The 24,248-nt window shown below is 72.2% G+C and carries 24 protein-coding genes; 8 read left to right on the plus strand and 16 right to left on the minus strand.

The window, feature by feature from the left end:
• The first annotated feature begins 65 nt into the window (after positions 1-65).
• Complete coding sequence (locus ACFYOB_RS35495; protein ID WP_388567475.1) at positions 66-2,555, plus strand: ATP-binding protein; 2,490 nt, start codon at positions 66-68, stop codon at positions 2,553-2,555.
• Positions 2,556-2,610: 55 nt separating this feature from the next.
• On the opposite strand, the gene nucS is transcribed toward ACFYOB_RS35495, so the two are convergent.
• Positions 2,611-3,282, minus strand: coding sequence for an endonuclease NucS (gene nucS / locus ACFYOB_RS35500; RefSeq protein ID WP_328927692.1), 672 nt, complete (start codon positions 3,280-3,282; stop codon positions 2,611-2,613).
• A gap of 219 nt (positions 3,283-3,501) precedes the next feature.
• Here nucS and ACFYOB_RS35505 point away from each other — a divergent pair, with 219 nt between their 5' ends.
• Positions 3,502-3,894 carry an SCO5389 family protein gene (locus ACFYOB_RS35505; protein ID WP_362296368.1) on the plus strand — a complete coding sequence of 131 codons (393 nt, stop codon included), beginning with the start codon at positions 3,502-3,504 and terminating at the stop codon, positions 3,892-3,894.
• Positions 3,895-3,909: 15 nt separating this feature from the next.
• Here ACFYOB_RS35505 and ACFYOB_RS35510 read toward each other — a convergent pair whose 3' ends face one another.
• A complete protein-coding gene (locus ACFYOB_RS35510) occupies positions 3,910-4,941 on the minus strand; it encodes an LLM class flavin-dependent oxidoreductase (RefSeq protein ID WP_388567479.1) in 1,032 nt (343 codons plus the stop codon).
• Positions 4,942-5,170: 229 nt separating this feature from the next.
• Between ACFYOB_RS35510 and ACFYOB_RS35515 the strand changes: the two genes are divergently transcribed.
• Entirely contained in the window at positions 5,171-5,497 is a 327-nt protein-coding gene (locus ACFYOB_RS35515) for an ATP/GTP-binding protein (protein WP_328927694.1), read from the plus strand.
• Between the two features lie 7 nt (positions 5,498-5,504).
• Here the strand turns inward: ACFYOB_RS35515 and ACFYOB_RS35520 are convergent, their stop codons facing one another.
• The 7 genes from ACFYOB_RS35520 to mce form a co-directional block, all read right to left on the minus strand.
• The gene (locus tag ACFYOB_RS35520; RefSeq protein WP_388567482.1) at positions 5,505-6,341 is read right to left on the minus strand and encodes an ABC transporter permease; all 837 of its coding nucleotides are present in this window, start codon (positions 6,339-6,341) and stop codon (positions 5,505-5,507) included.
• Positions 6,338-7,453, minus strand: coding sequence for an ABC transporter ATP-binding protein (locus ACFYOB_RS35525; RefSeq protein WP_388567485.1), 1,116 nt, complete (start codon positions 7,451-7,453; stop codon positions 6,338-6,340). Before ACFYOB_RS35525 ends, ACFYOB_RS35520 begins: the two co-directional genes overlap by 4 nt.
• A 135-nt stretch (positions 7,454-7,588) precedes the next feature.
• Positions 7,589-8,365: an ABC transporter permease subunit gene (locus ACFYOB_RS35530; RefSeq protein WP_388567488.1), complete on the minus strand. Its 777-nt coding sequence runs from the start codon at positions 8,363-8,365 to the stop codon at positions 7,589-7,591.
• A 2-nt stretch (positions 8,366-8,367) separates the two neighbouring features.
• On the minus strand, positions 8,368-9,381 hold the full coding sequence (locus tag ACFYOB_RS35535; protein ID WP_388567548.1) for an ABC transporter ATP-binding protein: 1,014 nt from the start codon (positions 9,379-9,381) through the stop codon (positions 8,368-8,370).
• 114 nt (positions 9,382-9,495) lie between these two features.
• Positions 9,496-10,434 (minus strand): cellulose-binding protein, encoded by a 939-nt coding sequence (locus ACFYOB_RS35540; protein WP_150259415.1) that lies wholly within the window; start codon positions 10,432-10,434, stop codon positions 9,496-9,498.
• 193 nt (positions 10,435-10,627) lie between these two features.
• Positions 10,628-15,064 carry a polarized growth protein Scy gene (gene scy, locus ACFYOB_RS35545; protein ID WP_388567492.1) on the minus strand — a complete coding sequence of 1,479 codons (4,437 nt, stop codon included), beginning with the start codon at positions 15,062-15,064 and terminating at the stop codon, positions 10,628-10,630.
• A 182-nt stretch (positions 15,065-15,246) separates the two neighbouring features.
• Positions 15,247-15,675 (minus strand): methylmalonyl-CoA epimerase, encoded by a 429-nt coding sequence (gene mce / locus ACFYOB_RS35550; protein ID WP_215020519.1) that lies wholly within the window; start codon positions 15,673-15,675, stop codon positions 15,247-15,249.
• A 137-nt stretch (positions 15,676-15,812) separates the two neighbouring features.
• On the opposite strand from mce, the gene ACFYOB_RS35555 reads away from it, so the two are divergent.
• Complete coding sequence (locus ACFYOB_RS35555) at positions 15,813-17,015, plus strand: acetyl-CoA C-acetyltransferase (protein WP_388567495.1); 1,203 nt, start codon at positions 15,813-15,815, stop codon at positions 17,013-17,015.
• Between the two features lie 56 nt (positions 17,016-17,071).
• Complete coding sequence (meaB, locus tag ACFYOB_RS35560) at positions 17,072-18,034, plus strand: methylmalonyl Co-A mutase-associated GTPase MeaB (protein WP_388567497.1); 963 nt, start codon at positions 17,072-17,074, stop codon at positions 18,032-18,034.
• An 84-nt stretch (positions 18,035-18,118) separates the two neighbouring features.
• On the opposite strand, the gene ACFYOB_RS35565 is transcribed toward meaB, so the two are convergent.
• The 6 genes from ACFYOB_RS35565 to ACFYOB_RS35590 all read right to left on the minus strand — a co-directional run bounded on the left by ACFYOB_RS35565 (position 18,119) and on the right by ACFYOB_RS35590 (position 21,661).
• Entirely contained in the window at positions 18,119-18,193 is a 75-nt protein-coding gene (locus ACFYOB_RS35565; RefSeq protein ID WP_099895366.1) for a 50S ribosomal protein bL37, read from the minus strand.
• A gap of 94 nt (positions 18,194-18,287) precedes the next feature.
• A complete protein-coding gene (locus ACFYOB_RS35570; protein WP_388567499.1) occupies positions 18,288-18,863 on the minus strand; it encodes a PepSY domain-containing protein in 576 nt (191 codons plus the stop codon).
• Between the two features lie 126 nt (positions 18,864-18,989).
• On the minus strand, positions 18,990-19,493 hold the full coding sequence (locus ACFYOB_RS35575) for a MarR family winged helix-turn-helix transcriptional regulator (protein WP_388567551.1): 504 nt from the start codon (positions 19,491-19,493) through the stop codon (positions 18,990-18,992).
• A 64-nt stretch (positions 19,494-19,557) separates the two neighbouring features.
• On the minus strand, positions 19,558-20,361 hold the full coding sequence (locus tag ACFYOB_RS35580; protein ID WP_388567554.1) for an AIM24 family protein: 804 nt from the start codon (positions 20,359-20,361) through the stop codon (positions 19,558-19,560).
• Positions 20,362-20,372: 11 nt separating this feature from the next.
• Positions 20,373-21,023: an AIM24 family protein gene (locus ACFYOB_RS35585; protein ID WP_388567502.1), complete on the minus strand. Its 651-nt coding sequence runs from the start codon at positions 21,021-21,023 to the stop codon at positions 20,373-20,375.
• The gene (locus tag ACFYOB_RS35590) at positions 21,023-21,661 is read right to left on the minus strand and encodes an AIM24 family protein (protein ID WP_385603659.1); all 639 of its coding nucleotides are present in this window, start codon (positions 21,659-21,661) and stop codon (positions 21,023-21,025) included. The genes ACFYOB_RS35585 and ACFYOB_RS35590 overlap by 1 nt, the downstream gene beginning before the upstream one ends.
• Positions 21,662-21,880: 219 nt before the next feature.
• Here ACFYOB_RS35590 and ACFYOB_RS35595 point away from each other — a divergent pair, with 219 nt between their 5' ends.
• From ACFYOB_RS35595 to ACFYOB_RS35605, 3 genes are read left to right on the plus strand one after another with little or no spacing between them, the layout of a single operon-like run.
• Positions 21,881-22,225, plus strand: a complete 345-nt coding sequence (locus ACFYOB_RS35595) for a DUF3817 domain-containing protein (protein ID WP_388567505.1) — start codon at positions 21,881-21,883, stop codon at positions 22,223-22,225.
• Positions 22,222-22,518, plus strand: coding sequence for an MTH1187 family thiamine-binding protein (locus ACFYOB_RS35600; RefSeq protein WP_267012159.1), 297 nt, complete (start codon positions 22,222-22,224; stop codon positions 22,516-22,518). Before ACFYOB_RS35595 ends, ACFYOB_RS35600 begins: the two co-directional genes overlap by 4 nt.
• Complete coding sequence (locus tag ACFYOB_RS35605; protein WP_388567557.1) at positions 22,515-23,174, plus strand: TetR family transcriptional regulator; 660 nt, start codon at positions 22,515-22,517, stop codon at positions 23,172-23,174. Before ACFYOB_RS35600 ends, ACFYOB_RS35605 begins: the two co-directional genes overlap by 4 nt.
• A gap of 20 nt (positions 23,175-23,194) precedes the next feature.
• On the opposite strand, the gene ACFYOB_RS35610 is transcribed toward ACFYOB_RS35605, so the two are convergent.
• Positions 23,195-24,190 (minus strand): DUF5937 family protein, encoded by a 996-nt coding sequence (locus tag ACFYOB_RS35610; protein ID WP_388567508.1) that lies wholly within the window; start codon positions 24,188-24,190, stop codon positions 23,195-23,197.
• Positions 24,191-24,248 lie beyond the last annotated feature (58 nt).

Raw genomic sequence — 24,248 nt, forward strand, 5'->3', positions numbered from 1 at the left:
AGCGGCGTGTGCGAAGGCCGGGTTGTACGACGGCGAGGCGCACGGCGCGATCGGGGGACTTGGTCATGGACCACATACAGGGGCAGGCCGATCCGGAGGAGCAGTCCGGAGGTGCCGCGGCGCTGCCCGCGCCCCTGGCGCCCGCCCGGGTGGTCACCCTGACCGCGGGGGACTTCACCCTCACCGTCAACCCCGTCGACGGCAGCGAGATCGAACCGCTCCGGCCCGGCACCCGGTCGGGCCGCCCCGCCAAGCGCGACGCGGCCGCCCGCGCCGCCCGGGACGCCGCCGCACGGCCGCCCGCGCTCCCCGGGGCTCCCGTACCCGCCCGCCCCCTGCTGGGGCGCGAGGAGGAGCTGGAGCGACTCGTACGGCTGCTGGGCCGAGGGCGGTCCGTACGCCTCACCGGACCCGCCGGATCGGGCCGCAGTTCACTGCTCGACGAGGTCGCGGCCCAGTGCGCCGGCCTCGCCCCCGACGGGGTCGTACGGCTTTCCGGCTACGGACACCAGCAGCCCGCCGAGCTGCTCCACACCCTCTACGAGACCGTGTACGAGGCCTCGGACACGCGGCCCGACCGGATCGAGATCCTCGCCCGCGTACGCGACATCGGCGCCGTCGTCCTCCTCGACGACCTGGAGATGGGCGGGGTCGCCCTCGACGAGCTGCTGCGCGCCACCCCCGAATGCGCCTACCTGCTGGCCGCGACCCCCGACACCCGGGCCCCCTCCGAGAACTCGCACATCGAAGAGGTCTTCCTCGGCGGGCTCGGGAAGAACGAATGCCTGGAACTGCTGGAGGCGGGCGTCGGCCGGGCGCTGACCGAGGCGGAGGCCGCCTGGGCGGCCGACCTGAGGTTCGCCTCCGAGGGGCTCCCGCTGCGCTTCGTGCAGGCCGCCGCGCTGCTGCGGCAGCGGGACGAGATCAACCACACCGACGAGGCGGACGACGAGGAGGAGCCGGGCGTCTTCGAGGAGCGCCCGCGCGACACCGCGCAGGTGCCGCTGCCGACGCTGGCCGAGGGCGCAGCGCCGGCGGAGCTGCTGGCCTCGCGGGTCAGCGAGTCGGCGCGCGCGGCCCTGCGGATCGCGTGCGCGCTGGGCGGTGAACTGCCGCACCACGCGCACCTGCCCGCGCTGGTGGGGGACACCCACGCCGACTCGGCGGTGGCGGAACTGCTCGGCTGCGGCCTGCTGACCCAGGTCGGCCCGCGCTACCGGCTGGCCGCCGGGGTCGCCAGGCAGCTGGAGGAGGTCGGGTACGGGGACACCGCGGCCGAGGAGGCCCGTACGGCCGCCCGGCACTACGCCTGGTGGACCGGTCACACCTCGGTGAACCCGCAGCGCGTCGCGGCGGAGGCCGACGCGGTGCTCGCCGCGCTGGGCGGCGCGGACGTGGTGGCGGCCGTGCTGCTGGCGCGCACGGCGGCTCCGGCGTTCGCCGCCTCGCTGCACTGGGAGGCCTGGGACCGGGTGCTGCGCGCGGGCGCCGAGGCCGCGCGCAAGGCGGGAGAGGTCGCCGAGCAGGCGTACTTCCACCACGAACTCGGTGTGCTCGCCCTGTGCGAGGGACGCCTGGACCGGGCGCGGGCCGAACTGGAGACCTCGATCGGGCTGCGCGGCGCGCTGGCCGACAAGCGGGGCACGGTCGCGGGCCGGCGGGCGCTGGCACTGGTCGTGGACCGGGAGGCCGCGGAGGTGACGGTGTCGCCGCCGCTGCGGCTGGAGGCGCCCGCCCTTCCGCCGGCCGCCGGCGTCACGGCGCCGGCCCTGCCCAAGGGTTCCGGGGCATCGGAGGCCCTCACGGTCCCCGGGCCGACGGCCCGGCCGCCGGTCAAGTCCGCGATGGCCCGGCCCGCTGCGGCCGGAGCCCCGGCGGCGGCTTCGGAGGCGGTGACGCGGGTGGCTCCGGTGGTGCCCGTGACCCGGCGTCAGGAGCCGCCCACGACGCTGTCGGAGGTGTTCGAGGACGCCTTCCCGCTGTCGCCGAAGCCCGCTCCGGCGCCGGCCCCCGGGCCGGTGGCCGGACGACCCCTGGCCGGACCCGCTGCGGACTCGGGCCGCCGGCGCCGGGCGCTGCTGGCCGGGGCGGGGGCGCTGGCCGTGGTCGCGCTGGGAACGGTGGTGAGCCTCGCGCTGGCCTCCTCGGACTCCGAGCCGCCCGCGCAGGGTCCGGCGGTGTCGACCAGCCCGACGCGGATGGTTCAGCCGTCGGCGCCGGGAACCAGCGGGAACGATTCTCCGGCGGAGCCGGCCGACCCGGTGGCGGAGCCGCCGGCGCAGTCCACCGCCCCGGGCGCGACCGCCGGCGCCCCGACCCCGGGCCGGACCCCCTCCCGCACGCCGTCGCGCCGACCGCAGTCGACCGCGCCGCAGCCCCCGGCCTCGTCGTCGGCACCCGTACCGCCGACCTCCGCCGGGCCGACCCCCTCCGATTCGCCCTCGGCGTCGGCCGTCCCGACGCCGACGGCCACGGCCACGGGGACGGGTACGGCCACCGCCACGGCCACCGGCACGGGCACCTCGACCGGCCCGGGCACGGGCACCGTCCAGTGAACGACAACGGCTCCGTCCTCGTGGACGGAGCCGTTGTGACGGGAAGGGCGGACGGTCAGAACAGCCGGAGCTTGTCGTCCTCGATGCCGCGCATCGCGTCGTAGTCGAGGACCACGCAGTCCATCCCGCGGTCCGTCGCCAGCACCTTGGCCTGCGGCTTGATCTCCTGCGCCGCGAAGACGCCCCGGACCGGGGCCAGGTGCGGGTCGCGGTTGAGCAGCTCCAGGTAGCGGGTCAGCTGCTCGACGCCGTCGATCTCGCCGCGCCGCTTGATCTCCACGGCCACCGTCGCGCCGGAGGCGTCCCGGCACAGGATGTCCACGGGCCCGATCGCCGTCATGTACTCGCGCCGGATCAGGGTGTAGCCCTCGCCCAGCGTTTCGATGCGGTCCGCGAGGAGTTCCTGGAGGTGGGCTTCCACGCCGTCCTTGATCAGCCCGGGGTCGATGCCGAGCTCGTGGGAGGAGTCGTGCAGGACTTCCTCCATGGTGATGATGAGCTTCTCACCCGCCTTGTTGACGACGGTCCACACACCGGCCTCGTCACCACTCCCCTCTTTGAGGGTGCACGGGGGCGACATCCAGTTGAGCGGTTTGTACGCCCGGTCGTCCGCGTGGATCGAGACACTGCCGTCGGCCTTCACGAGGATCAGACGGGGTGCCGAGGGCAGATGGGCGGTGAGCCGGCCCGCGTAGTCGACGGAGCAGCGGGCAATGACGAGACGCATGGTCGGCAACGCTACTCGACGAGCAGGGCTCCACGCGATTCGCCCCTGAAAGCCCCCTTCGCCGATGGCGCGTTGTATGCGCATTCTCCTGGTGCGTCACCCATGGGACGCCTACCGTGGTGAGCGGGAGGTTGCGACGCGTGTACGCAGCGTCGCGGCTTCCTTCCCTGCCCGTAAGACTCCGGCAACCCAGTCGCCGGAGTCGCGAGAGGAGAACCCATGTCGCTCGACGTCTCACCGGCCCTACTCGAACAGGCCGAGCGAGGCGAGGTCGACGAAGCCGCTTTCGTCGACTGCGTCCGGACCTCCCTGCCCTACGCATGGGAGATGATCAGCTCGCTGGTGGCCCAGCTGAAGGTCGACGGTGGACAGTTCGCCGACAACCAGACGCCGCCGCCCGACGAGCAGGCGCGCGGGCAGCTGCTGCGCGCTCTCGCGAGTGACGCGATACGCGGTGCGCTGCAGCGGCACTTCGGAGTGCGCCTGGCGTTCCAGAACTGCCACCGGGTAGCGGTGTTCCCGCTGGATTCCTCGGTGGACGACCGGCTGGCCAAGTTCACTTCGATCCGCGGCCAGCTGCTCAACCAGTCGCCCGGACTTCGGGACTGTTAGCAACGACGGCAGATCTCAGCCGAGACGGGGCAGGACTTCGGTGCCGAGGCGCCGTACGTTCTCCTCCGTCGCGGCGAGATCGCCCGACCCCTCCGTCAGGAGGGCGAAGCGCGTGATGCCGGTCCGCTCGGCGGTGGCCGCCAGCCGGTCCGCCGCCAGTGCCGGTGTGCCCACCGGGTGCAGGTCGCACAGCAGCTCCGTGTACGCGACCGGGTCGCGCATCGCGCGCACCCGGCCGTCCACCGTCACATGCGCGTCCAGCCCCTGCCTGAGCCAGCCCGGCATCGCCTTCAGCAGCGACTCGCGGGCGTCCGCCGTGCGGTCCGCCAGCTGGCAGACCCCTGCGGAGACATGGCCCGCGCTCGCCACGTGCTCCCGGGAGTGACCGGCCGCGAGCGCCGCCGCCCGCCACAGCGCGACCATCTCGGCCTTGTCCTCGTCCCCGCAGTGCATGCCCAGCAGCATCGGCAGCCCCCGCTGCGCGGCCAGCCGCACCGACGCGGGGGAGGTGCAGGCCACGATGACCTCCGGGCCCGGCCCGTCCACGTCCAGCGCCTCCGAAGGGCGCGGTACGACGGCCACCTCGCGGAAGCCGTACCGCTCGCCGGCGGCCCCCACCCGTGCCTCCGTCAGCCAGCGCCGCAGCAGGTCCAGGGCTTCCGGGAAGCCGTTCTCGTAACTGTCCAGGCCGCCCCCGAAGACCTCCAGGTCGACCCACGGCCCGCCGCGGCCCACCCCGAGGCTGAACCGGCCGCCCGAGGTCAGGTGCAGCAGCGCCGCCTGCTCGCCGAGGGCCACGGGGTGCGTGCTCGGCAGCACGCTGACCGCCGTGCCCACCCGCAGCCGCCGGGTCCGGCCCAGCAGCAGGGCCGCCAGTGTCACCGCCGAGGGGCAGACCCCGTACGGGACGAAGTGGTGCTCGGCGAGCCAGACCGAGTCGAGGCCGGACTCCTCGGCCACCTCGGCCGTGCGCACCGCCCGGTGCAGTGCCTCGCCCTGTCCCTGGCCCGGGAACTGGGCGGCCAGTACAAACGCTCCTACGCGCATCGCCTTTATCCTCCTCGCGGCTGACGCGGCCTCCCCAGGCTGACCGGTTCTTCCTATGGCAACAACGTCTGACACGTGCCAAAGGCACGGGCTGACACGAAAGTTATTGGGATTGTCGGGCCATTCCTCTTCGTGGGGCCGGGCTCCCGTAACCACCCTGCGGGTACCCGGCCTCGCTGCGCGTAGTCTGGGAGAAAGTCACTGCCGTCCGCCCATCCGTGAGGTATACGTGTCACCGCGCCACAACCGCCCCAGGGGCGGCGAGACTCCGGACGAACGACCGAGCACCGGCCTCGACCGCTACGGGCTGGAGCGCACGGAGGAGTACCAGGGCGAGGACTGGAAGGTCCGGCACGTCGCGGGCGCGAGCGCCGCGGGCAAGCGCTACCGCTGCCCGGGCTGCGACCAGGAGATCCCCTCGGGCACCCCGCACCTGGTGGCCTGGCCGGAGTACGGCGGCGTGGACGACCGCCGGCACTGGCACAAGGCCTGCTGGAACGCGAAGGACCGCCGCACCTCGAAGGTGCAGCGGTCCCGCAACGCGCCCAGGTACTGAGTCCGGTTCACACGTCCCGGCGGCCGACCATCACGTACGAGGCGGCCACCGCGCCGCCCGCGACGAGCAGGATGAGCGTCATGTGCGCGAGGCCGCCGGGCACCGGGGCCAGGTCCGAGCCGCTGTCGGACATGCCGAACAGCTGCATCAGGGCCACCGGCGCGTTGTACTGGAGGATCAGCCGCCCCAGGGCGGCGGACGACTCCCAGGCGCTGAGCATCCCGCCCGTCACCGGCGGCAGCGTGACGAGGCCGAGCATCACCGCGATCGCCCCGGCGGAATGCCGCAGCAGCGCGCCGACGGCGAGCGCGAGCACGCCGAGCAGCGTGACGTAGAGGACGCCCGCCAGCGCGCCGAACCACTCGTCGGCCGAGTGCGGTCCGGCGGCGGAGCCGTTGTGCACGAGCGCCGCGGCCAGCCCGACGAGGAAGACCGACCCGGCGGTGACGACGAAGGCCGTCATGCCGAAGACGAGGTACTTCGCGGTGAGCACGCGGTGCCGCTCCGGGGCCGCGGTGAAGGTGGTCCGCACCAGTCCGGTGGCGTGCTCCGAGGTGATCGTCAGGACGCCGAGGACCATCACCGCGAGCTGCCCGATCAGCAGGCCGAAGAGAGCGGGCGTGGTGAAGGAGATGCCCGCGTAGTCCTGGTCCCCGGTCTGCAGGACGAAGAGCAGCCCGGCGCCGACGACGGTCAGCACGAGAGAGCCGAGCGTCCACAGCGTGGAGCGGACCGAGACCAGCTTGGTCCACTCCGAGGCCATGGCGTGTCCCAGGTGCGGTCGCGGTGTCGGCAGCGTCGAGCTGTAGCTCTTCGGCTGGTCCGCGGTCGTCGGCGGGGTCATCGGGCTTCCTCGGGGTTGTTCTGGGCGGCCTGGGCGAGCTCGCCGGGGTTGTCCGGCATCAGGAAGGGCCGGCCGCCCGCTCCGGGCGGCGGGGGCGCGAAGAAGCCCGCCCCCGGGATCTCCGGTGCGGCCGCCTCGTCCTCCCATGCCGGAACGGTCAGCGGTTCCGGCTCCCACAGCTCCGCCCGCGGGTCGTCGGTGGAGGTGTACTCCACGGAGGACTGGGTCATCCGCATGTACGCCTCTTCCAGCGAGGCCCGGTGCGGCGAGAGTTCCCACAGCCGTACACCGGCCTCGTGCGCGAGGTCCGAGATGCGGGGGAGCTCCAGCCCGGTCACGCGCAGTGCTCCTTCGGGCTCCTGGAGGACCCGGCCGCCCGCCTTGGTGAGGGCCGCACCCAGCGTGTCCCAGCCATCGGGATCGGTGTCGGCCGCGCGTACCCGAGCGAATCCGGCCGAGTTGTGGGTGATGAACTCCTGGGTGCCCATGTCGGCCAGCAGCCGTCCCCGGCCGATCACGATCAGGTGGTCGGCGGTCAGCGCCATCTCGCTCATCAGGTGCGAGGAGACGAGGACGGTACGCCCCTCGGAGGCGAGCCGGCGCATGAGGTTGCGGACCCAGAGGATCCCCTCCGGGTCCAGCCCGTTGACCGGCTCGTCGAAGAGGAGCACCTGGGGGTCCCCGAGCAGGGCGGTGGCGATGCCGAGCCGCTGGCCCATGCCGAGCGAGAAGCCCTTCGTACGCTGCCGGGCGACGTCCTGGAGGCCGACCACGGCCAGTACCTCGTCGACCCGCCTCTCCGGGATCCCGGAGAGCTGGGCGATCGAGAGCAGGTGGGTCCGGGCCCGGCGGCCCCCGTGCACGGCCTTGGCGTCCAGCAGGGCCCCGACGTGCCGCTGGGCATTCGGCAGCTCCCGGAAGGGGAGGCCGTTGATCGTGACATGGCCGGAAGTGGGCCGGTCGAGGCCGACGATCATGCGCATGGTGGTGGATTTCCCGGAGCCGTTGGGCCCCAGGAAACCGGTCACGTGACCCGGCCTGACCTGGAAGGACAGCTGGTCGACGGCGGTCTTGGCGCCGTAGCGCTTGGTCAGGCCGACTGCCTCGATCATCTTGCTGCCCCTTACCAGGCCGGGACGACTCTCGCCCGCGTAAGGGTTAAGAGGATATCCAGTCTCCTACGGTTCCGTCCCGGGCCGGATCCCTGAGCTGCCCCTGAGACCGACCCGGGGATGTCCCGTAGTACGTCAGGCGTCCCTCTTCTTGAGGACGAGGTAGCCCCCGAGCACCGAGGCGGCCACCCACAGGAGCATGATCCCGAGACCGCCCCAGGGGCCGTACGGAGTCTCGGTGCTGCCCATGGCGTCCGGCACGATCTGCATGATCTTGGATCCCGCCTTGTCGGGCAGGTACTGGCCGTACTTACGGGTCGCCTCGAAACCGCTGAGGAGGTTCGAGACGATCAGGAAGAACGGGATCAGGATGCTGATCGAGGCGACCGAGCTGCGCAGCATGGCGGCCACGCCCATGGAGAACAGGGCGAGGAGCGCCATGTACAGGCCGGCGCCGACCACCGCGCGCAGGACGTTCTCCCCGTCGATGCCGATGCCGTGGTCACCCAGGATCGCCTGGCCGAGGAAGAACGACACGAAGCTGGTCAGCAGTCCGACCAGCAGGGCCAGGGCCGTGGCCACGGCGAGCTTGCCCAGCAGGAAGCTCGCGCGTGCGGGTACGGCGGCCAGCGAGGTACGGATCATGCCCGAGCTGTACTCGGTGCTGACCACCAGCACGCCGAAGACGATCATCGCCAGCTGGCCGAACTGCATCCCGCTGAAGCTCAGCAGGGTGGGGTCGAACGTGGCCCGTTCGACCGTGCCCATGTTGTCGAAACTCGCGTTGACCAGGGCGCAGAAACCGGCACTGAACCCGACGGTGGCGAGGAGCGAGACGGCGAGGGTCCAGCTCGTGGAGGCGACCGTACGGATCTTGGTCCACTCGGACCTGAGGACGGCGGAGAAGGCCATGCTCACTCACCGCCCTTGCGGGTCGCCTCGTAGCCGGCGCCCCAGCCGGGAACGTCGGCGGGCCGGGAGGCATTGTCGGTGACCATGCCCGCGGGCACGGGCGCGCCCGGTGCGTGGGCGTGGTACTCGACGGAGTCCGCCGTCATGCGCATGAACGCTTCCTCCAGTGAAGCCCGTTGCGGGCTGAGTTCGTGCAGCACGATCTGGTGCTGGGCGGCCAGCTCGCCGAGCCGCTCCGGGCCCACGCCGTCGATCTCCAGCGCGCCGGTGGCCGGCACGCTGACGGCGTCGATGCCCGCGTCGTGCAGGACGTCCTTGAGCCGCTCCTGCTGGGGCGAGCGCAGCCGGACGTAACTGCGCGAGTTCTGGTGGATGAAATCGGCCATCGACAGGTCTGCCAGCAGCTTTCCCTGACCGATGACGACCAAATGGTCGGCCGTCAGGGCCATTTCGCTCATGAGATGGGACGAGACGAAGATCGTTCTTCCTTCCGCCGCCAGCCCCTTCATGAGATTCCTGATCCAGAGAATTCCCTCCGGGTCCAGACCGTTGACGGGTTCGTCGAACATCAGGATTTTGGGATCACCGAGCAGTGCGGCGGCGATTCCCAGCCGCTGGCCCATGCCAAGCGAAAATCCTTTCGACTTCCTCTTCGCGACGGCCGTCAGGCCGACCAGGTCCAGTACCTCGGCGACCCGGCGTTCCGGGATCCGGTTCGAGTGCGCCAGACAGAGAAGGTTGTTGTATGCAGTTCGGCCACCGTTCATCGCTTTCGCGTCAAGCAGTGCACCGATGTACTTCAGCGGCTCCGGCAGATCCCGGTAGTGCTTTCCGTCGATCCGGACCGTACCGCTGGTCGGGTTGTCGAGGTCGAGCATCATGCGCATGGTCGTGGACTTGCCTGCCCCGTTGGGGCCGAGGAAGCCGGTCACCACCCCCGGTCTGACCTGGAAGCTGAGGTTGTCCACGGCGGTCTTCGCGCCGAATCGTTTCGTAAGGCCCTCAAGCTCGATCATGCAGGCCACGCTAGAACGCCGCAGGGCCGTACGCCACCTCCGAAAGGTGACGCACGGCCCTGCTTTGGTCGTGAAACGGGCGAACAGTACCGCCCGGTAGCCGTGACGCGGGGGTCAGCGGCTCTGCTGCGCGGGGACCCCGCGCGAGACCGGCTCGTCGTCGACGATCGGGTTGGCCGCCGCGACGGCCGCACCGGTCAGCGTCGCCAGCATCTCGCGGACGTTGGTCAGCTGCGCGTTGATGGAGTCGCGGCGGTTGGTGAGCGCCGCCAGCTCGCGCTCGGACTCGCTGCGGATACGGTCCGCCTTGGCGTTGGCGTCGGCCACGATGTCCTCGGCCTGGCGCTGCGCGGTCTCCACGGTCTGACGGGCGCGGCGCTCGGCGTCCGTACGCAGCTTCTCGGCCTCCAGGCGCAGCTGCTCGGCGCGGTGCTCGATCTCCGCGAGGCGCTTCTCCGCCTTGGCCTGACGCGAGGCCAGGTCGCGCTCGGACTGCTCGCGGCGCTTGGCCAGGTTGGTCTCGAAGTCCGCGGCGGCCTGGGCGGCCTTGGCGCGGGTCTCCTCGAACAGGGCGTCGGCCTCCTCGCGCTTGGAGGCGGCGTCCTTCTGGGCCTCGGCGCGCAGGGTGGAGGCGTCGCCCTTGGCCTTCTCGACGATGCGGACGCCCTCGTCCTCCGCCTTCGACTTGCGGTCGGCGGCGAACGACTCGGCGTCGTTGCGGACCTGCTGGGCAGCCGACTCGGCCAGCTCACGGTGCTGCTCGGCCGCGCGACGGGCCTCCTCGCGCAGGTCCTTCGCCTCCTCCTCGGCCAGGCGCAGGATCTTCTCGACCCGGGCGCCGAGGCCGGCGTACGACGGCTCCGCGTCGCTCACCTGGGCCTGGGCGTTCTGCGTTTCGAGGTGCAGCTCCTCGATCCGCTTTTCCAGAGAGTTGATACGTCCAAGGGCGCTGTCGCGGTCGGAGACCAGCTTGGTAATGCGGTCGTCCACCTGACCGCGGTCGTAACCACGCCGCACGAGCTCGAAGCCGAAGGGGGAGGAAGTGTCGCTCATGGGGTTCCTGTCGAATGAGACCGATGAGGTGCTACGTGAGGTGTTAGGGGAATCCTAGGCGCCGAAGCGGCGTGTCTTCGAGTCAATCCGCGATTGATCTGGACAATGAGACCCCTTTTGAGTGGCAAGGCGACAGAATGCTTGTCACTCGTTCGACTGAACCTTCATCAGGAACACACATCCCGCACGTTGACTACCCCTCCGACGACTTACCACCCGAACGAGTCGAACCCGCAGCAGCGCCGGCCTTCACACCCCCCGCGCCCTGGCCGCCGACCGAGGTCTTTCCGCCACCCGAAGGCGCCTCGAATGATTCCAACGCCTCAAGAACGTCCTGGACACGGGAGATCTCCGCCTGGATGTCCTCGCGCCGGCGCACCAGCACCTCCAGCTCGCGGCGTCCCTCGTCGACGAGCCGCTCCGCCTCCGCCTTCGCCTCCGCGAGGGCCTTCTCGGCCTCGCGGGCCAGTTCGGCCTTCTTCTGCTCGGCCTCCTTCAGGAGCGCCTCGGCCTTGCGTACCGCGGCGATGCGCACCTTGCTCGCCTCGCTGCTCGCGTCCGACACCAGCTCCTTGGCCTTCGCCTCGGCCTCGGCGCTCTGCTCGGTGGCCGCCCGTACCAGCTTGTCCACGCGCTCGCCGGCCGACTTCATCTGCTCGGCCGACTCCCGGCGGGCCCGCTCGTGCAGCTCCTCGACCTCCGCCTCGACGCGGGCGCGCAGCTCCTCCGCCCGCTCCCTTATGGCCGACGCGTCCGTACGCGCCCCGACCAGCAGCTCGTCCGCGTCCGTACGGGCCTTCTCCACCAGGGAGTTGCCCTCCACGGTCGCCTCCGAAGAGATCCGCACGGCCTCCTTGCGGGCCGCGTCGACCATCGCGTCGGCCTGCTCCTCGGCGGCCGTGGTGGCGGCCAGCGCCTGCTTGCCCGCCTCGGCGGTGAGCTTGTCGGCCTCCGCCGCGGCCTCGGTGATGAGCCGGTCGACCTGCTCCGCGGCCTCGCTGCGGCGCTTGTTGGCCTCCTCGCGAGCCTCGTCCAGCAGCCGCTCGGACTCCGTACGGGCCTCCGTGCGGATGCGCTCGGCCTCGGCCGCCGCCTCTGCCTTGACCCGCTCGGCCTCCGACCGGGTACGCGTCGCGTGCTCCTGCGCCGAGGACAGCGCCTCGGACGCCTCCGCGCGCAGCCGCTCGGCCTCGTTCGAGGCCTCGCCGACCGTGCGCTCGTTCGCCTTGCGGGTCTCGGCGGTGAGCTTGTCCGCCTCCGACGCGGCCTCGGTGATGAGCCGGTCCGCCTGCTCGGCGGCCTCGGTCCGCAGCCGGTTCGCCTCGGCGCGCGCCTCGTCCAGCGTCTGCTCGGACTCCCGCTCGGCACTCGCCAGGGTCTCGTTCGCCGCGACCGTGACGCGGTCCGCCTCCGCCGTGGCCTCGCCGATGATCCGGCCGCCCTCCGCACGGGCGTCGTCCAGGGTCCGCTCCGCCTCGGCGCGCAGCCGCTCCGCTTCCGCGGCGGCCTCGCCGACCGTGAGCTCGTTGGCCGCACGGGTCTCGTCGACCAGCCGGTCGCCCTCGTTGCGGGCGTCGACCAGCACCCTCGCGGCGTCCCTCTCGGCCGCGGCCAGGGTGTCCGCCGCCTGCTTGGTGAGCCGTTCGGCCTTCGCCGTCGCCTCGCCGACCGTCTTGGCGTTCGCCGCCAGGGTCTCCTCGGTGAGCCGCTCGGCCTCGGCACGGGTCGCCTCTGCCGCGGCCGCCGCCTCGGCGGTGATCCGCTCGGCCTCGGCCGTCGCCTCGCCGACCGTCTTGGCGTTCGCCGCCAGGGTCTCCTCGGTGAGCCGCTCGGCCTCCGCCGTCGCCTCGGCGGTGATCCGTCCGCCCTCGGCGCGCGCCGCCTCCAGGGCCTCCGCCGCCTCGCCGCGGATGCGGTTCGCGTCGTCCCGGGCGTCCGCCCGGGTCCTGGCGGCGTCCCGCTCGGCCGCCGCCAGGGCGTCGGTGGCCTCGGTCCGTACCCGCTGCGCGTACTCGGCCGTGTCGCTGCGCAGTTGCTCGGCCTCGGCGATCGCGTCGCCGACCGTCCGCTCCGCGAGCGCCTTGGCCGCGTCCGTCTCGGCGCGCACCTCACTGCGGATCCGGTTGGCGTCCTCGGTGGCCCGCTCCCGCTCCGCGTACGCGTCGCCGCGGACCCGCCCGGCCTCTTCCTCGGCCTCGGTCCGGGTGCGCTCCGCCGCGTGCTCGGCCGCGCTGCGCAGTCCGGCGACCTCCTCCTCGGCCTGCTCGTGCAGCCCGGCCACGGAGTCCCGTACCTGCTGGGCGGTGGCCTCCGCCGCCGCCACGACCTCGGACGCGCGCCGCTCGGCCTCCTCGGTCAGCCAGACCGCCTCGGCCTGCGCCTCCTCGGAGCGCTTGCGGGCCTGCGCCAGCAGTTCCTCGCTCTGCTCCCGGGCCTGGGCCCGCTCGTTCTCCGCGTCGGTCCGCGCCGACGCGAGGGTCTCCTCGGACTCCCGGCGGCGCCGGGCGGCTTCCTCCTGTGCGGCGGCCAGCGCCTCCGCGGCCTCCGCGGCGACCCGCTCGGCCGCCGCCTTCGCCTCGGAGCGCAGCCGGTCCGCGGTCTCCTGCGCCTCGGAGCGCACCCGCTCGGCCTCGGCCTCGGCCTCGCCGGTCAGGCGTACGGCGGCCTGCTCGGCCTCCGCGCGCACCCGGCCGGCGTCCTGCGCCGCGTCGATGCGCAGCTGGTCGGCCTCGGCCTCCGACTGCGCCTGAAGGGTGCGGATCCGCTCCGCCGACTCGGCGCGCAGCCGGTCGGTCTCCTCGCCGGTCTCCCGGCGGATGTTCTCCGCCGCGGCGCGGGCGTCGCGCAGCGTCTGCTCTGCCGTGCCCAGCCGGTTCTCGGCCTCCGTGTGGAGGCGTACGAGTTCCTCGTCGGCCTCCGCCCGCTTAGCGGCGAGGGCCTGCTCGGTCTCCGCGCGCCGGGCGAGAGCCGCCGCGTCCGCCTCGGCCCGTACGGCTTCCGCCTGCTCCTCGGCGTCGGCGCGCAGCCGCTCCGCCTCGGCACGGGTCCGCTCCAGGGTCTCCTCGGCCTGCCTGCGCAGGGTGGTGGCCCGCTCGACGGCCTCGGCGCGGACGCGCTCGCTCTCGGCGGTCGCCCCGCCGCGCAGCTCGTCCGCGTCCGCCTTGGCCTTGCCGAGGAGTTCCTCGGCCGTCCGGGCCGCCTCCTCGATCTGCTGGACCGCCTCGCGGCGGGCCTCGCCGCGGATCCGCTCGCCCTCGGCGACGGCCTCCGCGCGCAGCTGCTCGGCCTCGCCGCGCAGCCGCCGGGCCTCCTCCTGGAGCTCGACCGTACGGGCCCGGTACTCCTCGGTGTCGTCCTTCGCCGCGCCCTTGAGCTCATCGGCCGTGGCCGCCGCCTGCAGGCGCAGCCGGTCGGCCTCCGCCTCGGCCTCGCGACGGATCCGCTCGGCCTCCTCGGACGCGGCCCGGGTGGTGGCCCGGGCGTCCTCCGAGGCCTTGTTCAATACGTCCTCGGCGGTACGGGCGGCCTTCGCCAGCTGTGCCGCCGTGTCCTCGGCCGCCGCCGTACGGGCCTGGTCGCCGGCCTCGCTGCGCAGCCGCTCGGCCTCCGCGCGGGCATCGGCCAGGGACTGCTCGGCCTCCGACTTGAGGGCCTCGGCCTCCTTGGTCGCCTCGCCGACCAGCCGGGCCACCTGCTCCTTGGCGGTGCGGGTGCGCTGCTCGTTGACGGACTCCGCCGAGGCGAGCTGCCGGGCGGCGCTCTCCTTGGCCTCGGCGAGGAGCTTCTCGGCCGCGGAGCGGGCCTCGCGCAGCGCGGCGTCGGCCTCCTGCACGCGGGCCTCGGCCACCCGGCCGAGGTCGAGGGTCTGCTGACGGGTCTGCTCCGCCTCGGCGGAGGTGGTGGAACGCAGCCGCTCGGCGTGCTCACTGGCCTCCTGGGCCTGCGTGGACGCGGCGGTCAGCAGCCGCTCGGCCTCCTTGCGGGCGCGCAGCAGGGTGGCCTCGGCCTCCGCGCGGGCGGTCTCCGCGTCGGCGGCCATCCGGCGCCGGGTCTCCTCGGCGACCCGGGCGGCCTCGGCGCGGGCGGCGTTCAGGGACTGCTCGGCCTCGGCGCGGGACTCCTCCATGAGCCGGCGCGCCTGGGACTCCGTACGGGCGCGCAGCTGCTCGGCCCAGGCCACGTTCTCGTTTACGTGTGCCTCGACGGTCTGGCGGCGCTCGTTGAGCTCCTGGTCGAGGCGCTGGCGACGGTTGACCGCCTCGGTGTGCAGTTCGGCCTGCAGCCGCGCCTGGTGCTCGGCGTGCTCCTGGAGGATGCGCTGGGTCTGGGCCCGGGCGTCGCGCAGCTCGCGCTCGGCGTCGGAGCGCATCTGGTCGGCCTGGATCTGGGCATTGCGGAGCAGCTGCTCCGCCTGGTACCCCATGTCCGCGCCGTCGTAGGCGGGGCGGGACGCCAGAGCTCGGCGTACCTCGTGGAGCTTGGCGCGCAGCACCTCGACCTGGTATCCCAGGTCCTCAGCGTGCTGGACGGCCTTCCCGCGCTCCTTCTTCAGCCGCTCCATCTCGGCCTCGAAGCGCGAGAGATGGTCGGCCTCGGCCTGATGGCTCTCCTGGCTTTCGTAGCCCCGCACAGCGCGGTCCCATCCGTCCCCTGGTCGCAAGCTCACTCCCAAATGAGCATCGCTCGCCCGCTGAACGACGCCCCCGGGGGAATGGTGTCAGATACCGGGGCAGGGATCACAGGCCCCGACCCCGTCTCCGCACCGAACCCCGGCCGAGCCATGGCCACTCTACCGGCCGGGGAATGGGGACATCAGTGCTCGGGGTTGGAGGTGACCAGTTCGGTGAGGACTCCGTGGCAGTCCTTGGGGTGCAGGAAGGTGATCGAGGAGCCCATGGAGCCGGTCCTGGGCTGGTCGTAGAGGACGCGGACGCCCTTGCCACGGATGGCTTCCGAGTCGCCCTGGACGTCCTCGGTGCCGAATGCGATGTGGTGCACCCCCTCGCCGTTCTTCGCCAGCCACTTGCCCACCGCGGAGTCCTCGCGGGTGGGCTCCAGCAGCTGGAGGTAGGAGGCGCCGCCGTCGGACGTCTCGTTGATCTTGAGCATGGCCTCGCGGACGCCCTGCTCCTCGTTGACCTCGGTGTGGAAGACCTCGAAGCCGTACGTGGCACGGTAGAACTCGACGGTCTTGTCCAGGTCGAAGCAGGCGATCCCGATGTGGTCGATCCTTGTCAGCATGGAACCAGTGCACTGCCCAAGAGGGTGGTTACGCAACGTGCCAGCGATCACACCGGCAGCCCGGTGACGGCGCGGGTACCGCTCAGTACATTCAGGTAAACCCTCGTTCACTCCTCATCCTCAAGGGGCTGTGCCTCATGTCCGGATCGAACAACACCACCTCAGTGATCGTCGCCGGGGCCCGCACGCCCATGGGGCGGCTGCTCGGCTCGCTGAAGTCCTTCTCGGGTGCCGACCTCGGCGGCTTCGCCATCAAGTCCGCGCTGGACCGGGCCGGGATCTCCGGCGACCAGGTGCAGTACGTGATCATGGGGCAGGTGCTCCAGGCCGGTGCGGGCCAGATCCCCGCCCGCCAGGCCGCGGTCAAGGCCGGCATTCCGATGAACGTGCCCGCCCTGACCATCAACAAGGTGTGCCTCTCCGGTCTGGACGCGATCGCGCTCGCCGACCAGCTGATCCGCGCGGGCGAGTTCGACATCGTGGTCGCCGGCGGCCAGGAGTCCATGACGAACGCCCCGCACCTGCTGCCCAAGTCGCGCGAGGGCTACAAGTACGGCGCCATCGAGATGCTCGACGCGATGGCCTACGACGGCCTGACCGACGCCTTCGAGAACATCGCGATGGGCGAGTCCACGGAGAAGCACAACACCCGCCTGGGCATCGAGCGCGCCCCGCAGGACGAGTTCGCCGCCGCCTCGCACCAGCGAGCCGCTGCCGCGCAGAAGAACGGCGTCTTCGAGGCGGAGATCACCCCGGTCGAGATCCCGCAGCGCAAGGGTGAGCCGGTGGTCTTCTCGCAGGACGAGGGCATCCGTCCGGAGACCACGGTGGAGTCCCTGGGCAAGCTGCGCCCGGCCTTCGCCAAGGACGGCACGATCACCGCCGGCACCTCCTCCCAGATCAGCGACGGCGCCGCCGCCGTGGTCGTGATGAGCAAGGCGAAGGCCGAGGAGCTGGGCCTGGAATGGCTCGCCGAGATCGGCGCCCACGGCAACGTGGCCGGTCCCGACAACTCCCTGCAGTCGCAGCCGTCGAACGCGATCGTCCACGCCCTGAAGAAGGAGGGCCTGGAGGTCGCCGACCTGGACCTCATCGAGATCAACGAGGCCTTCGCGGCGGTCGCCGTGCAGTCAATGAAGGACCTCGGCGTGACCCCGGAAAAGGTGAACGTCAACGGTGGCGCCATTGCCCTGGGACACCCGATCGGCATGTCCGGCGCCCGCGTGGTGCTGCACCTGGCGCTGGAGCTCAAGCGCCGTGGCGGCGGGACCGGCGCGGCCGCGCTGTGCGGTGGCGGCGGCCAGGGCGACGCCCTGATCGTCCGCGTGCCCAAGGCGTAGCGAAAGCCCGGCAGCACCCGCCCGTACCCGTACGAGAACCGAGGAGCGCAGCACGTATGACGGCGGTGGACGTCCCCCAGCTGGTGGCCCAGGCACGTGAGGGCCGGCCGAGAGCGGTGGCCCGGCTGATCTCGCTGGTGGAGGGGGCGTCCCCGCAGCTGCGCGAGGTGATGGCGGCGCTGGCCCCGCTCACCGGCAACGCGTACGTGGTGGGGCTGACGGGGTCGCCGGGCGTCGGCAAGTCGACCTCGACCTCGGCGCTCGTGTCGGCGTACCGCAAGGCCGGGAAGCGGGTCGGCGTCCTGGCCGTCGACCCGTCCTCGCCGTTCTCAGGCGGGGCGCTGCTCGGCGACCGGGTGCGGATGTCGGACCACGCCTCCGACCCGGGGGTCTACATCCGCTCCATGGCCACCCGAGGCCACCTGGGCGGTCTCGCCTGGGCGGCCCCGCAGGCCATCCGGGTGCTGGACGCGGCCGGCTGCGAGGTGATCCTGGTCGAGACGGTCGGGGTCGGCCAGTCGGAGGTGGAGATCGCCGCGCAGGCCGACACCTCGGTGGTGCTGCTGGCGCCCGGGATGGGCGACGGGATCCAGGCCGCGAAGGCGGGGATCCTGGAGATCGGTGACGTGTACGTGGTGAACAAGGCCGACCGGGACGGGGCGGACGCCACCGCCCGGGAGCTGAACCACATGCTGGGGCTGGGCGAGTCCCGGGGACCGGGGGACTGGCGTCCGCCGATCATCAAGACCGTCGCCGCGCGGGCGCAGGGCATCGACGAACTCGTCGAGGCGCTGGAGAAGCACCGCGCGTGGATGGACGAGCACGGGGTGCTGGCCGAGCGGCGTGCGGCGCGGGCCGCCCGCGAGGTGGAGACGATCGCGGTGACGGCCCTGCGGGCCCGGATGGCGGACGTGCACGGGGACGCCCACGTCGGCGCCCTGGCCGCCCGGGTCGCGGCCGGCGAGCTGGACCCGTACGCGGCCGCGGACACGCTTCTGGCGACGCTGACGGAGGCCTGAGCGGCCGTAAGCCGTACGCCGTACGCGAGAGCCGCGCCCCGATCGGTCGGGGCGCGGCTCTCGCGTGTCTGTGGGGCGGACCGGTCAGGCGTTGGGACGCTTGCCGTGGTTCGCCTTCTTCTTCTTGCGTGCTCGCTTCTTGTTGCCGCGCTTGGCCATGACGCCACTCCCTCGAAGATCGGGGTAAACCGGGCGCTCGCCAGTCTAGGGGCGCTCGATCCGGTCCGCATCAGATTCCGCGGGCCGGTGGGTGTCAGTCGTTGTCGTCGTCGTTGTCGTCCGAGTCCGACGGGGACACCGTCGCCTTCCCCGACGTGGGGTCGACGTGCACGTCGGTGGTCTTGTCGCCGGACTTGATCTCGACGTTCCAGTAGGGGGCGGCGCGGTTGTCGTCATCGTCGTCCCACTCCACCGACGAGACCTGGCCGGCGTGGGCGGCGAGGGCTGCCTTCATCGCCTTCTGGGCGGTGACCTTCGCGCTGAGCAGCGCCTTGTTCCCGGCGTCGTCGTCGCTGTCTTCGTCCGCGTTCTCGGTGAACACCTTGCCACTGCGGGTGTCGACCGTCAGTTCCGCGTGCTTGCCGTCCTTGCTGATGATGTCGACGTGCCAGACGGCCTCGTCCTTGTCGACGGACTCCACGACGCCGGGGTGCTTCTTCAGCGCGGCGGCGACTGCCTGCTCGGCGTTCATCTCGGTGCGGGCCGCCGCGGCCGCGGGGGCGGATCCCGCCGCGTCGGCGGTGTTCGCGGCGGCGGCCGCCACCGGGCCCCCGATCATCAGGGCCACGGCTGCGGCCGTCGAGGCGTACGCCTTGTGCGTGCGGTGCATGGCTGACCTCCTCGGGCCGGCCATGCGCTTACGGTTGCTCGGCGGCGGCCGGCGAGCGAGCGTTACCGACCACCCATTCTCCGGGCTGCCGCCGGGGGCGGCACCCCGGAGCGGGGCGGGCCGGCGTCAGGCCTTGCCGCGGTTGCCCCGCAGGTGCTCCGCCACCGGGCGCAGCGATTCGCGCAGCGCCGCCAGAGCCTCGGGCGGCAGCAGGTCGATGAAGTGCCGCCGGACGGACGCCACGTGGTGCGGGGCGACCTTCCGCATCGTCTCCATGCCCTCGTCCGTGAGCACCGCGAACAGGCCGCGGCGGTCGGACTCGCAGTTCACGCGGCGGACCATGCCCGCCGCCTCCATGCGCGTGATCTGGTGGGACAGCCGGCTCTTGGACTGCAGGGTGGCGGTCGCCAGGTCGCTCATCCGCATCCGGTGGTCCGCCGACTCCGAGAGGTTCACCAGGATCTCGTAGTCGTTGTTGGTGAGACCGAAGGGCTGGAGATCCTTCTCCAGCTGGTGCATCAGCAGCCGGCTGACGTCCAGGTGGGTGCGCCAGGCGCACTGTTCGGCGTCGGTCAGCCAGCGGGTCCCGCCGGACTCCGTCTGGGGGAGGGCTGCCGTCTCGGTCTCCATGGTCTCCATGAGTGAACTCTACCTAAGAAGTTGAATTACGTACAAAAGTGGGGCGAGTGAGCGGTTACAGTCCGAAGCGCCGTTGGAGATCACCCAGCTGCCCCGGCATCCGCGGCATGCCCAGCTGCCCCAGCGGGCCCTGGCCGGCTCCCGGCACGCCCTGCGCGTCGCCCGTGGCCGCGCCGGCGCCGACCGCTCCGACCGCCTGCTCCGCCATCAGCATCTCCGACGACTGCAGCAGGACCGTGCCCGCCCCGACGAACTCGAACTGGTGCTCTTCGCCCGAGGTGCCGCCGATGCCGGTCAGCGAGCGCAGTCCGCCCATCACGCCCGACATGTAACCGTGATCGTAGTGGTGGCACGGCGAGGGGCAGTCCGCCCAGCCCACCAGTGCCTGCGGGTCCACGCGCAGGGGCGGCTCCATGAAGACCACCGGCCCGTTGGACGCCGCCACGAACTTGCCCGTTCCGATCAGCGTGAGGAAGCCCGGGACGATCGACTGCTTGAGGGCGAGCGAGGGCTGGTACGCGAGCAGGTTGCCCGACCGTATGGTCAGGTTCCCCTTGTCCAGGTCGTACGAGTTCACGTCGAAGGCCCGGTCGGCCAGCAGCATCTTGCCCTGGCCCTCGGCCACCACCCAGTCGCTGGCGTGCAGCGGTGAGTGGAAGCTGGTGCGCAGCAGCCGGTCGAAGCGGCCGTTCCCGATGCCGTTGAACTCGATGCTCCCGTAGTACGAGATCATCTTGCCCTTCTGCAGGAACCACTGGCTCCCCTTGAGCTCCACGCAGAAGGTGTACGCGTTCACGTTGTCGTCGGAGGGCAGGGTGTACGGGTCGAAGACGGTCGGGCCGCCCGGTCCGCCCGGCACGGGGCCAAAGTTCACAGCTTCTCCTCCGAGGCCTGTACGTACACCGCGCCCTGGCCGGACAGCTCCAGCTGGAACGCCTCGCCCGAGCCGCGCCCCACCATGTCCCGCCAGCCGAGCGCGGTGGAGAGCTTGTTGCGCACGTCCCCGTGGTGGGCGACGTACGCCTGCGGGTCCACGTGGACCGGGCGCTGGGGGGTGATGGGGAGCTCGATGACCCCACCGTGCGCCATCACGGCGACCGCGCCGTGCCCCTTGAGCGTGGTGGTGAACAGCCCCTGGCCGGTCACCTGGCCGCGGACCATGCCCATGACCCCGCCCTGCGAGCCCATGAACATCGTGCCCTGCTGGAGGCTGCCGTCGAAGGCCAGCAGCCGGTCGGCCTCGACGTAGAGCGTCTCGCCGGTCAGGCTGATCACCTGGATGTGATGGCCGCCGTGGCCGAACATCACGGTGCCGCTGCCCTCGACCGTCATCAGCGGGGTCTGCTCGTTCGCCACCCGGCGCCCGATCATGCCCATCACCCCGCCCTGACCGCCTGTCAGGCTCGGGGTGAAGGAGACCTCGCCGCGGTACGCGAGCATCGCGCCGCGCTGGCTGTACATCCGCTGCCCCGGGATCACCTGGGCCTCGACCATCTTCGAGTTGATCTCGCGGAACGGCATCAGATGTCGCCCCCGATGGTGTTGCGCTCGCTGGGCTGCACGTAGACCAGGCCCTCGCCCTCGAAGCGGATCTGGAAGGACTCGCCGGAGCCCTCGCCGATCAGGGTGCGGAAGTTGACACCCGACTGGAACGACTGCTGGAGGTTTCCGGTGTGCGCGATGTACGCACCCGGGTCGACGGAGAGCGGGTACTGGGCGCTCACGCGCAGCACCACCGCGGGACCGTCGGACATGATCGCCGCCTGGCCCGAGCCCTCGACGGTCGTGGTGAACAGGCCGTTGCCCGTCGTCGCGCCGCGCAGACCGGTGAAGGTCGTGCCGGTGCGCAGCCCCGCGTCGGTGCACAGCAGGTTGCTGGACTCGACGTAGAGCTTCTCGCCGCGCAGGTTGACCAGATTGATCTCGCTCGCGCGGTCGGCGAAGAAGCAGGTGCCGTGCCCCTGCACTTCCATCACGGTCATCTGCTCGCCGGTGAGCCGGCGGGTCACCATCCCGCGGAGGCCTTCGCCGCCGCCGGTCATCTTCTTGAAGGCCATCTGACCGTCGTACGCGACCATGGAGCCGTTCTTCGCTTTCACGGCATCCCCGGTCAGGTCGACGGCGAGCACCTTGCTGCCTTGGAGTCGGAACTGAGCCACGGGATGACGTTATCGGCAGTGGGCGGGCGCGAACAGGGTCCCGTGGCCGATATACGCCACACCCGGGCGGTAACGGACGCCGAACGGATACCGAACGGATGCCGTGCGTGCGCCTTTCGGCAGCCCGCGGGCGGGGGTCCGGGCCGGGGGCCGGGTCAAGATCGCGCAAAAGCGGCTGAGACACTGGGACGGCCCTGACCTCCATCCCGAAGGTTCCCCGTGGACATCAAGACCGCCTCCGCCCTGCACCGGCTGCGCCTCATCTCCGTCCCGGAGGCGCTGTCGTTCCCGGCCCTGCTGATCTTCGGCTCGCTGCTGAGCCGGGTCTCGGACATCGACTACCTGATGATGCCGCTGGGCATCCTCCACGGGATCCTGTTCGTCATCTACGCGGTCTTCCTGCTGGATGTCTGGAACAAGGCGAAGTGGCCGGTCTCGAAGGTCGCCCTGTTCTTCGGGCTGGCGCTGCTGCCCTTCGGCGGGCTGTACGGCGACCGGCTGCTCAAGCGGGACGAGGCCGACAGCGTGATCGCGGCCCGCGCGCGTGCGGCGGCCGACGCGTGATCATCGCGTTCTCCGTGACCCCGCTGGGGGTAGGTGAGGAGGTCGGGGAGTACGTGGCCGACGCGGTCCGCGTGGTCCGTGAGTCCGGCCTGCCCAACCGCACCGACGCCATGTTCACCACCGTCGAGGGTGAGTGGGACGAGGTCATGGACGTGGTCCGGCGTGCCGTGGCCGCCGTGGAGGCGCGGGCGCCGCGGGTCTCCTTCATCCTGAAGGCCGACATCCGGCCCGGGGTCTCGGACGGGATGACCTCGAAGGTCGAGACGGTGGAGCGCCACCTCGCCGAGGGCTGACGCGCCCGCCGCATCGTTCTGAAAGCGCCCCCGGCCGTGCAAGCCGGGGGCGCTCGCATGCGCGGGCGGCCGGAACGGAGCAGGGCATCGCCAAGACCTCCGCCCGCACCATCGCGGCCACCGCCGGTGTGGGGCAGGGGCTGATCTTCTACCACTTCGGCTCCGTCGGCGAACTGCTCGCCGCCGCCTGCCGGTTCGGAGCCGAGCGGCGCGTGGCGGTCTGCCGAGACCGGCTCGCGGAGCTGGGCAGCCTCGCCGAACTGCTGGAGTTCGGCCGCCGGATGCACGCCGAGGAGCGGGCCGCCGGACAGGTCGCCGTGCTCGGGCAGCTGCTGGCCGCCGGTCAGACCTCGCCCGTCCTCGCCGCGGCCACCGCCGCCGGGCTCGCGCTGTGGATCGAGGAGCTGGAGACGGTGCTCGCCCGGCTGCTCGCGGCGACCCCGCTGGCCGGGTTCACCGACCCGGCGGGACTGGCCCGGGCCGCCGCCGCCTCCTTCGTCGGCATCGAGCTGTACGAGGGGGTGGATCCGCAGGGCGCCGGCCGGGCGCTCGACGCCCTGGAGCAGCTCGCCGGGCTCGCCCAGGCGCTGGAAGGCCTCGGGCCGCTGAGCCAGCGCGCGGTCCGGCACGGACTGCGGCGCGGCGGCCGCGGCTGAGGGGTACGCCGCCGTGCAGGTCAGGGAGCCGGGTCGCCCGTCGTGAGGGCGATGGCCAGCGGAGTGCGCTCGTAGAGGACCTGGTGGCCGTGGCGCGCACAGACGAGCAGGCCCGCCGCGTGCAGGACCGTCAGGTGCGCCGAGACGGTGGAAGGGGCCAGCCCGAGCCGGTGGGCCAGCGCCGTGGTGGAGGCCGGTTCGTGCAGTGCGCACAGCACATCGGCCCGGGCCCGGCCCAGCAGACGGGCCAGCGCGTGCGGGGTCGGCCCCGCCCGGGCGGTCCACAGCGCGCCGACGCCCCGCGCCGGGTACACCAGCGTCGGCTGCCACGGCGGGTCGTAGCCGCCGACCACCTCCGGCCAGACGAACGCGCTCGGCATCAGCAGCAGCCCCTGCCCGTCCAGCGAGCGGTCGTGGTGCGCGGGCCGCTCGATGGTCAGCGTCGCCGTCTCCTCGTACCACCGCAGGTCCGGGTGGAGCCCGTCGAACAGCGCCTGGAGCCCGCCCGCCGCCAGGCGCCGCGAGTGGAAGACGATGTCCGCCTCCAGCAGTGCGCGCAGCCGCGGCCAGTGCGGGGCGATCAGTGCCTCCCAGGCCCGCTCGGTGAGATCGGCCAGCTCCCGTACCGCCCGCGCCGGATCCGCGAGCATCCGCTGCCCGATGTCGCTCTCCAGGGCGCCCGGGGTGCACACCAGGGAGAGCCGCAGGTCCTCGCGCGCCGCCTGCGGGTCGGCGGCGCGCACCCGCGCCAGCTCCTCCTCGAAGGTGACGGAGGGTCCGAGCGGGGACGGGCTGAGGAAGTCCGGATGATGCCCGGCCCGCGGCATCAGCAGCCACAGCGGACGCAGGTCCAGTCCCTCGGCGGCCGCCCGGACCTGCCGCAGCCACGGCAGGTGGTAGGCCTGCCGGTGCGGCCGCAGCAGGGTCCGCACCGCCTCCTGGGTCTCCCAGCGCGGGGACACGGCGAAGCGGCACCGCAGCAGGTCGCCGGGCCCGAACCGGTAGTGGAAACCCATCGCGCCCCTCCCCGCCCCTCCGCGACCCCGTCCGCCGAAGATTCGTGCCGGGACGAAT

The sequence above is a fragment of the Streptomyces sp. NPDC006463 genome (assembly GCF_042870715.1).
Classification (GTDB): domain Bacteria; phylum Actinomycetota; class Actinomycetes; order Streptomycetales; family Streptomycetaceae; genus Streptomyces.

Coding starts and splice junctions, on each gene's coding strand:
- ACFYOB_RS35585 (WP_388567502.1), bottom strand. CDS start 21,023: ATGCCGTTCCGCGAGATCAACTCGAAGATGGTCGAGGCCCAGGTGATC.
- ACFYOB_RS35525 (WP_388567485.1), bottom strand. CDS start 7,453: ATGATCGAGGCAGTCGGCCTGACCAAGCGCTACGGCGCCAAGACCGCC.
- ACFYOB_RS35535 (WP_388567548.1), bottom strand. CDS start 9,381: ATGATCGAGCTTGAGGGCCTTACGAAACGATTCGGCGCGAAGACCGCC.
- ACFYOB_RS35520 (WP_388567482.1), bottom strand. CDS start 6,341: ATGACCCCGCCGACGACCGCGGACCAGCCGAAGAGCTACAGCTCGACG.
- meaB (WP_388567497.1), top strand. CDS start 17,072: ATGACGGCGGTGGACGTCCCCCAGCTGGTGGCCCAGGCACGTGAGGGC.
- ACFYOB_RS35555 (WP_388567495.1), top strand. CDS start 15,813: ATGTCCGGATCGAACAACACCACCTCAGTGATCGTCGCCGGGGCCCGC.
- ACFYOB_RS35495 (WP_388567475.1), top strand. CDS start 66: ATGGACCACATACAGGGGCAGGCCGATCCGGAGGAGCAGTCCGGAGGT.
- ACFYOB_RS35540 (WP_150259415.1), bottom strand. CDS start 10,434: ATGAGCGACACTTCCTCCCCCTTCGGCTTCGAGCTCGTGCGGCGTGGT.
- ACFYOB_RS35610 (WP_388567508.1), bottom strand. CDS start 24,190: ATGGGTTTCCACTACCGGTTCGGGCCCGGCGACCTGCTGCGGTGCCGC.
- ACFYOB_RS35570 (WP_388567499.1), bottom strand. CDS start 18,863: ATGCACCGCACGCACAAGGCGTACGCCTCGACGGCCGCAGCCGTGGCC.
- ACFYOB_RS35510 (WP_388567479.1), bottom strand. CDS start 4,941: ATGCGCGTAGGAGCGTTTGTACTGGCCGCCCAGTTCCCGGGCCAGGGA.
- mce (WP_215020519.1), bottom strand. CDS start 15,675: ATGCTGACAAGGATCGACCACATCGGGATCGCCTGCTTCGACCTGGAC.
- nucS (WP_328927692.1), bottom strand. CDS start 3,282: ATGCGTCTCGTCATTGCCCGCTGCTCCGTCGACTACGCGGGCCGGCTC.
- ACFYOB_RS35575 (WP_388567551.1), bottom strand. CDS start 19,493: ATGGAGACCGAGACGGCAGCCCTCCCCCAGACGGAGTCCGGCGGGACC.
- ACFYOB_RS35505 (WP_362296368.1), top strand. CDS start 3,502: ATGTCGCTCGACGTCTCACCGGCCCTACTCGAACAGGCCGAGCGAGGC.
- ACFYOB_RS35530 (WP_388567488.1), bottom strand. CDS start 8,365: ATGGCCTTCTCCGCCGTCCTCAGGTCCGAGTGGACCAAGATCCGTACG.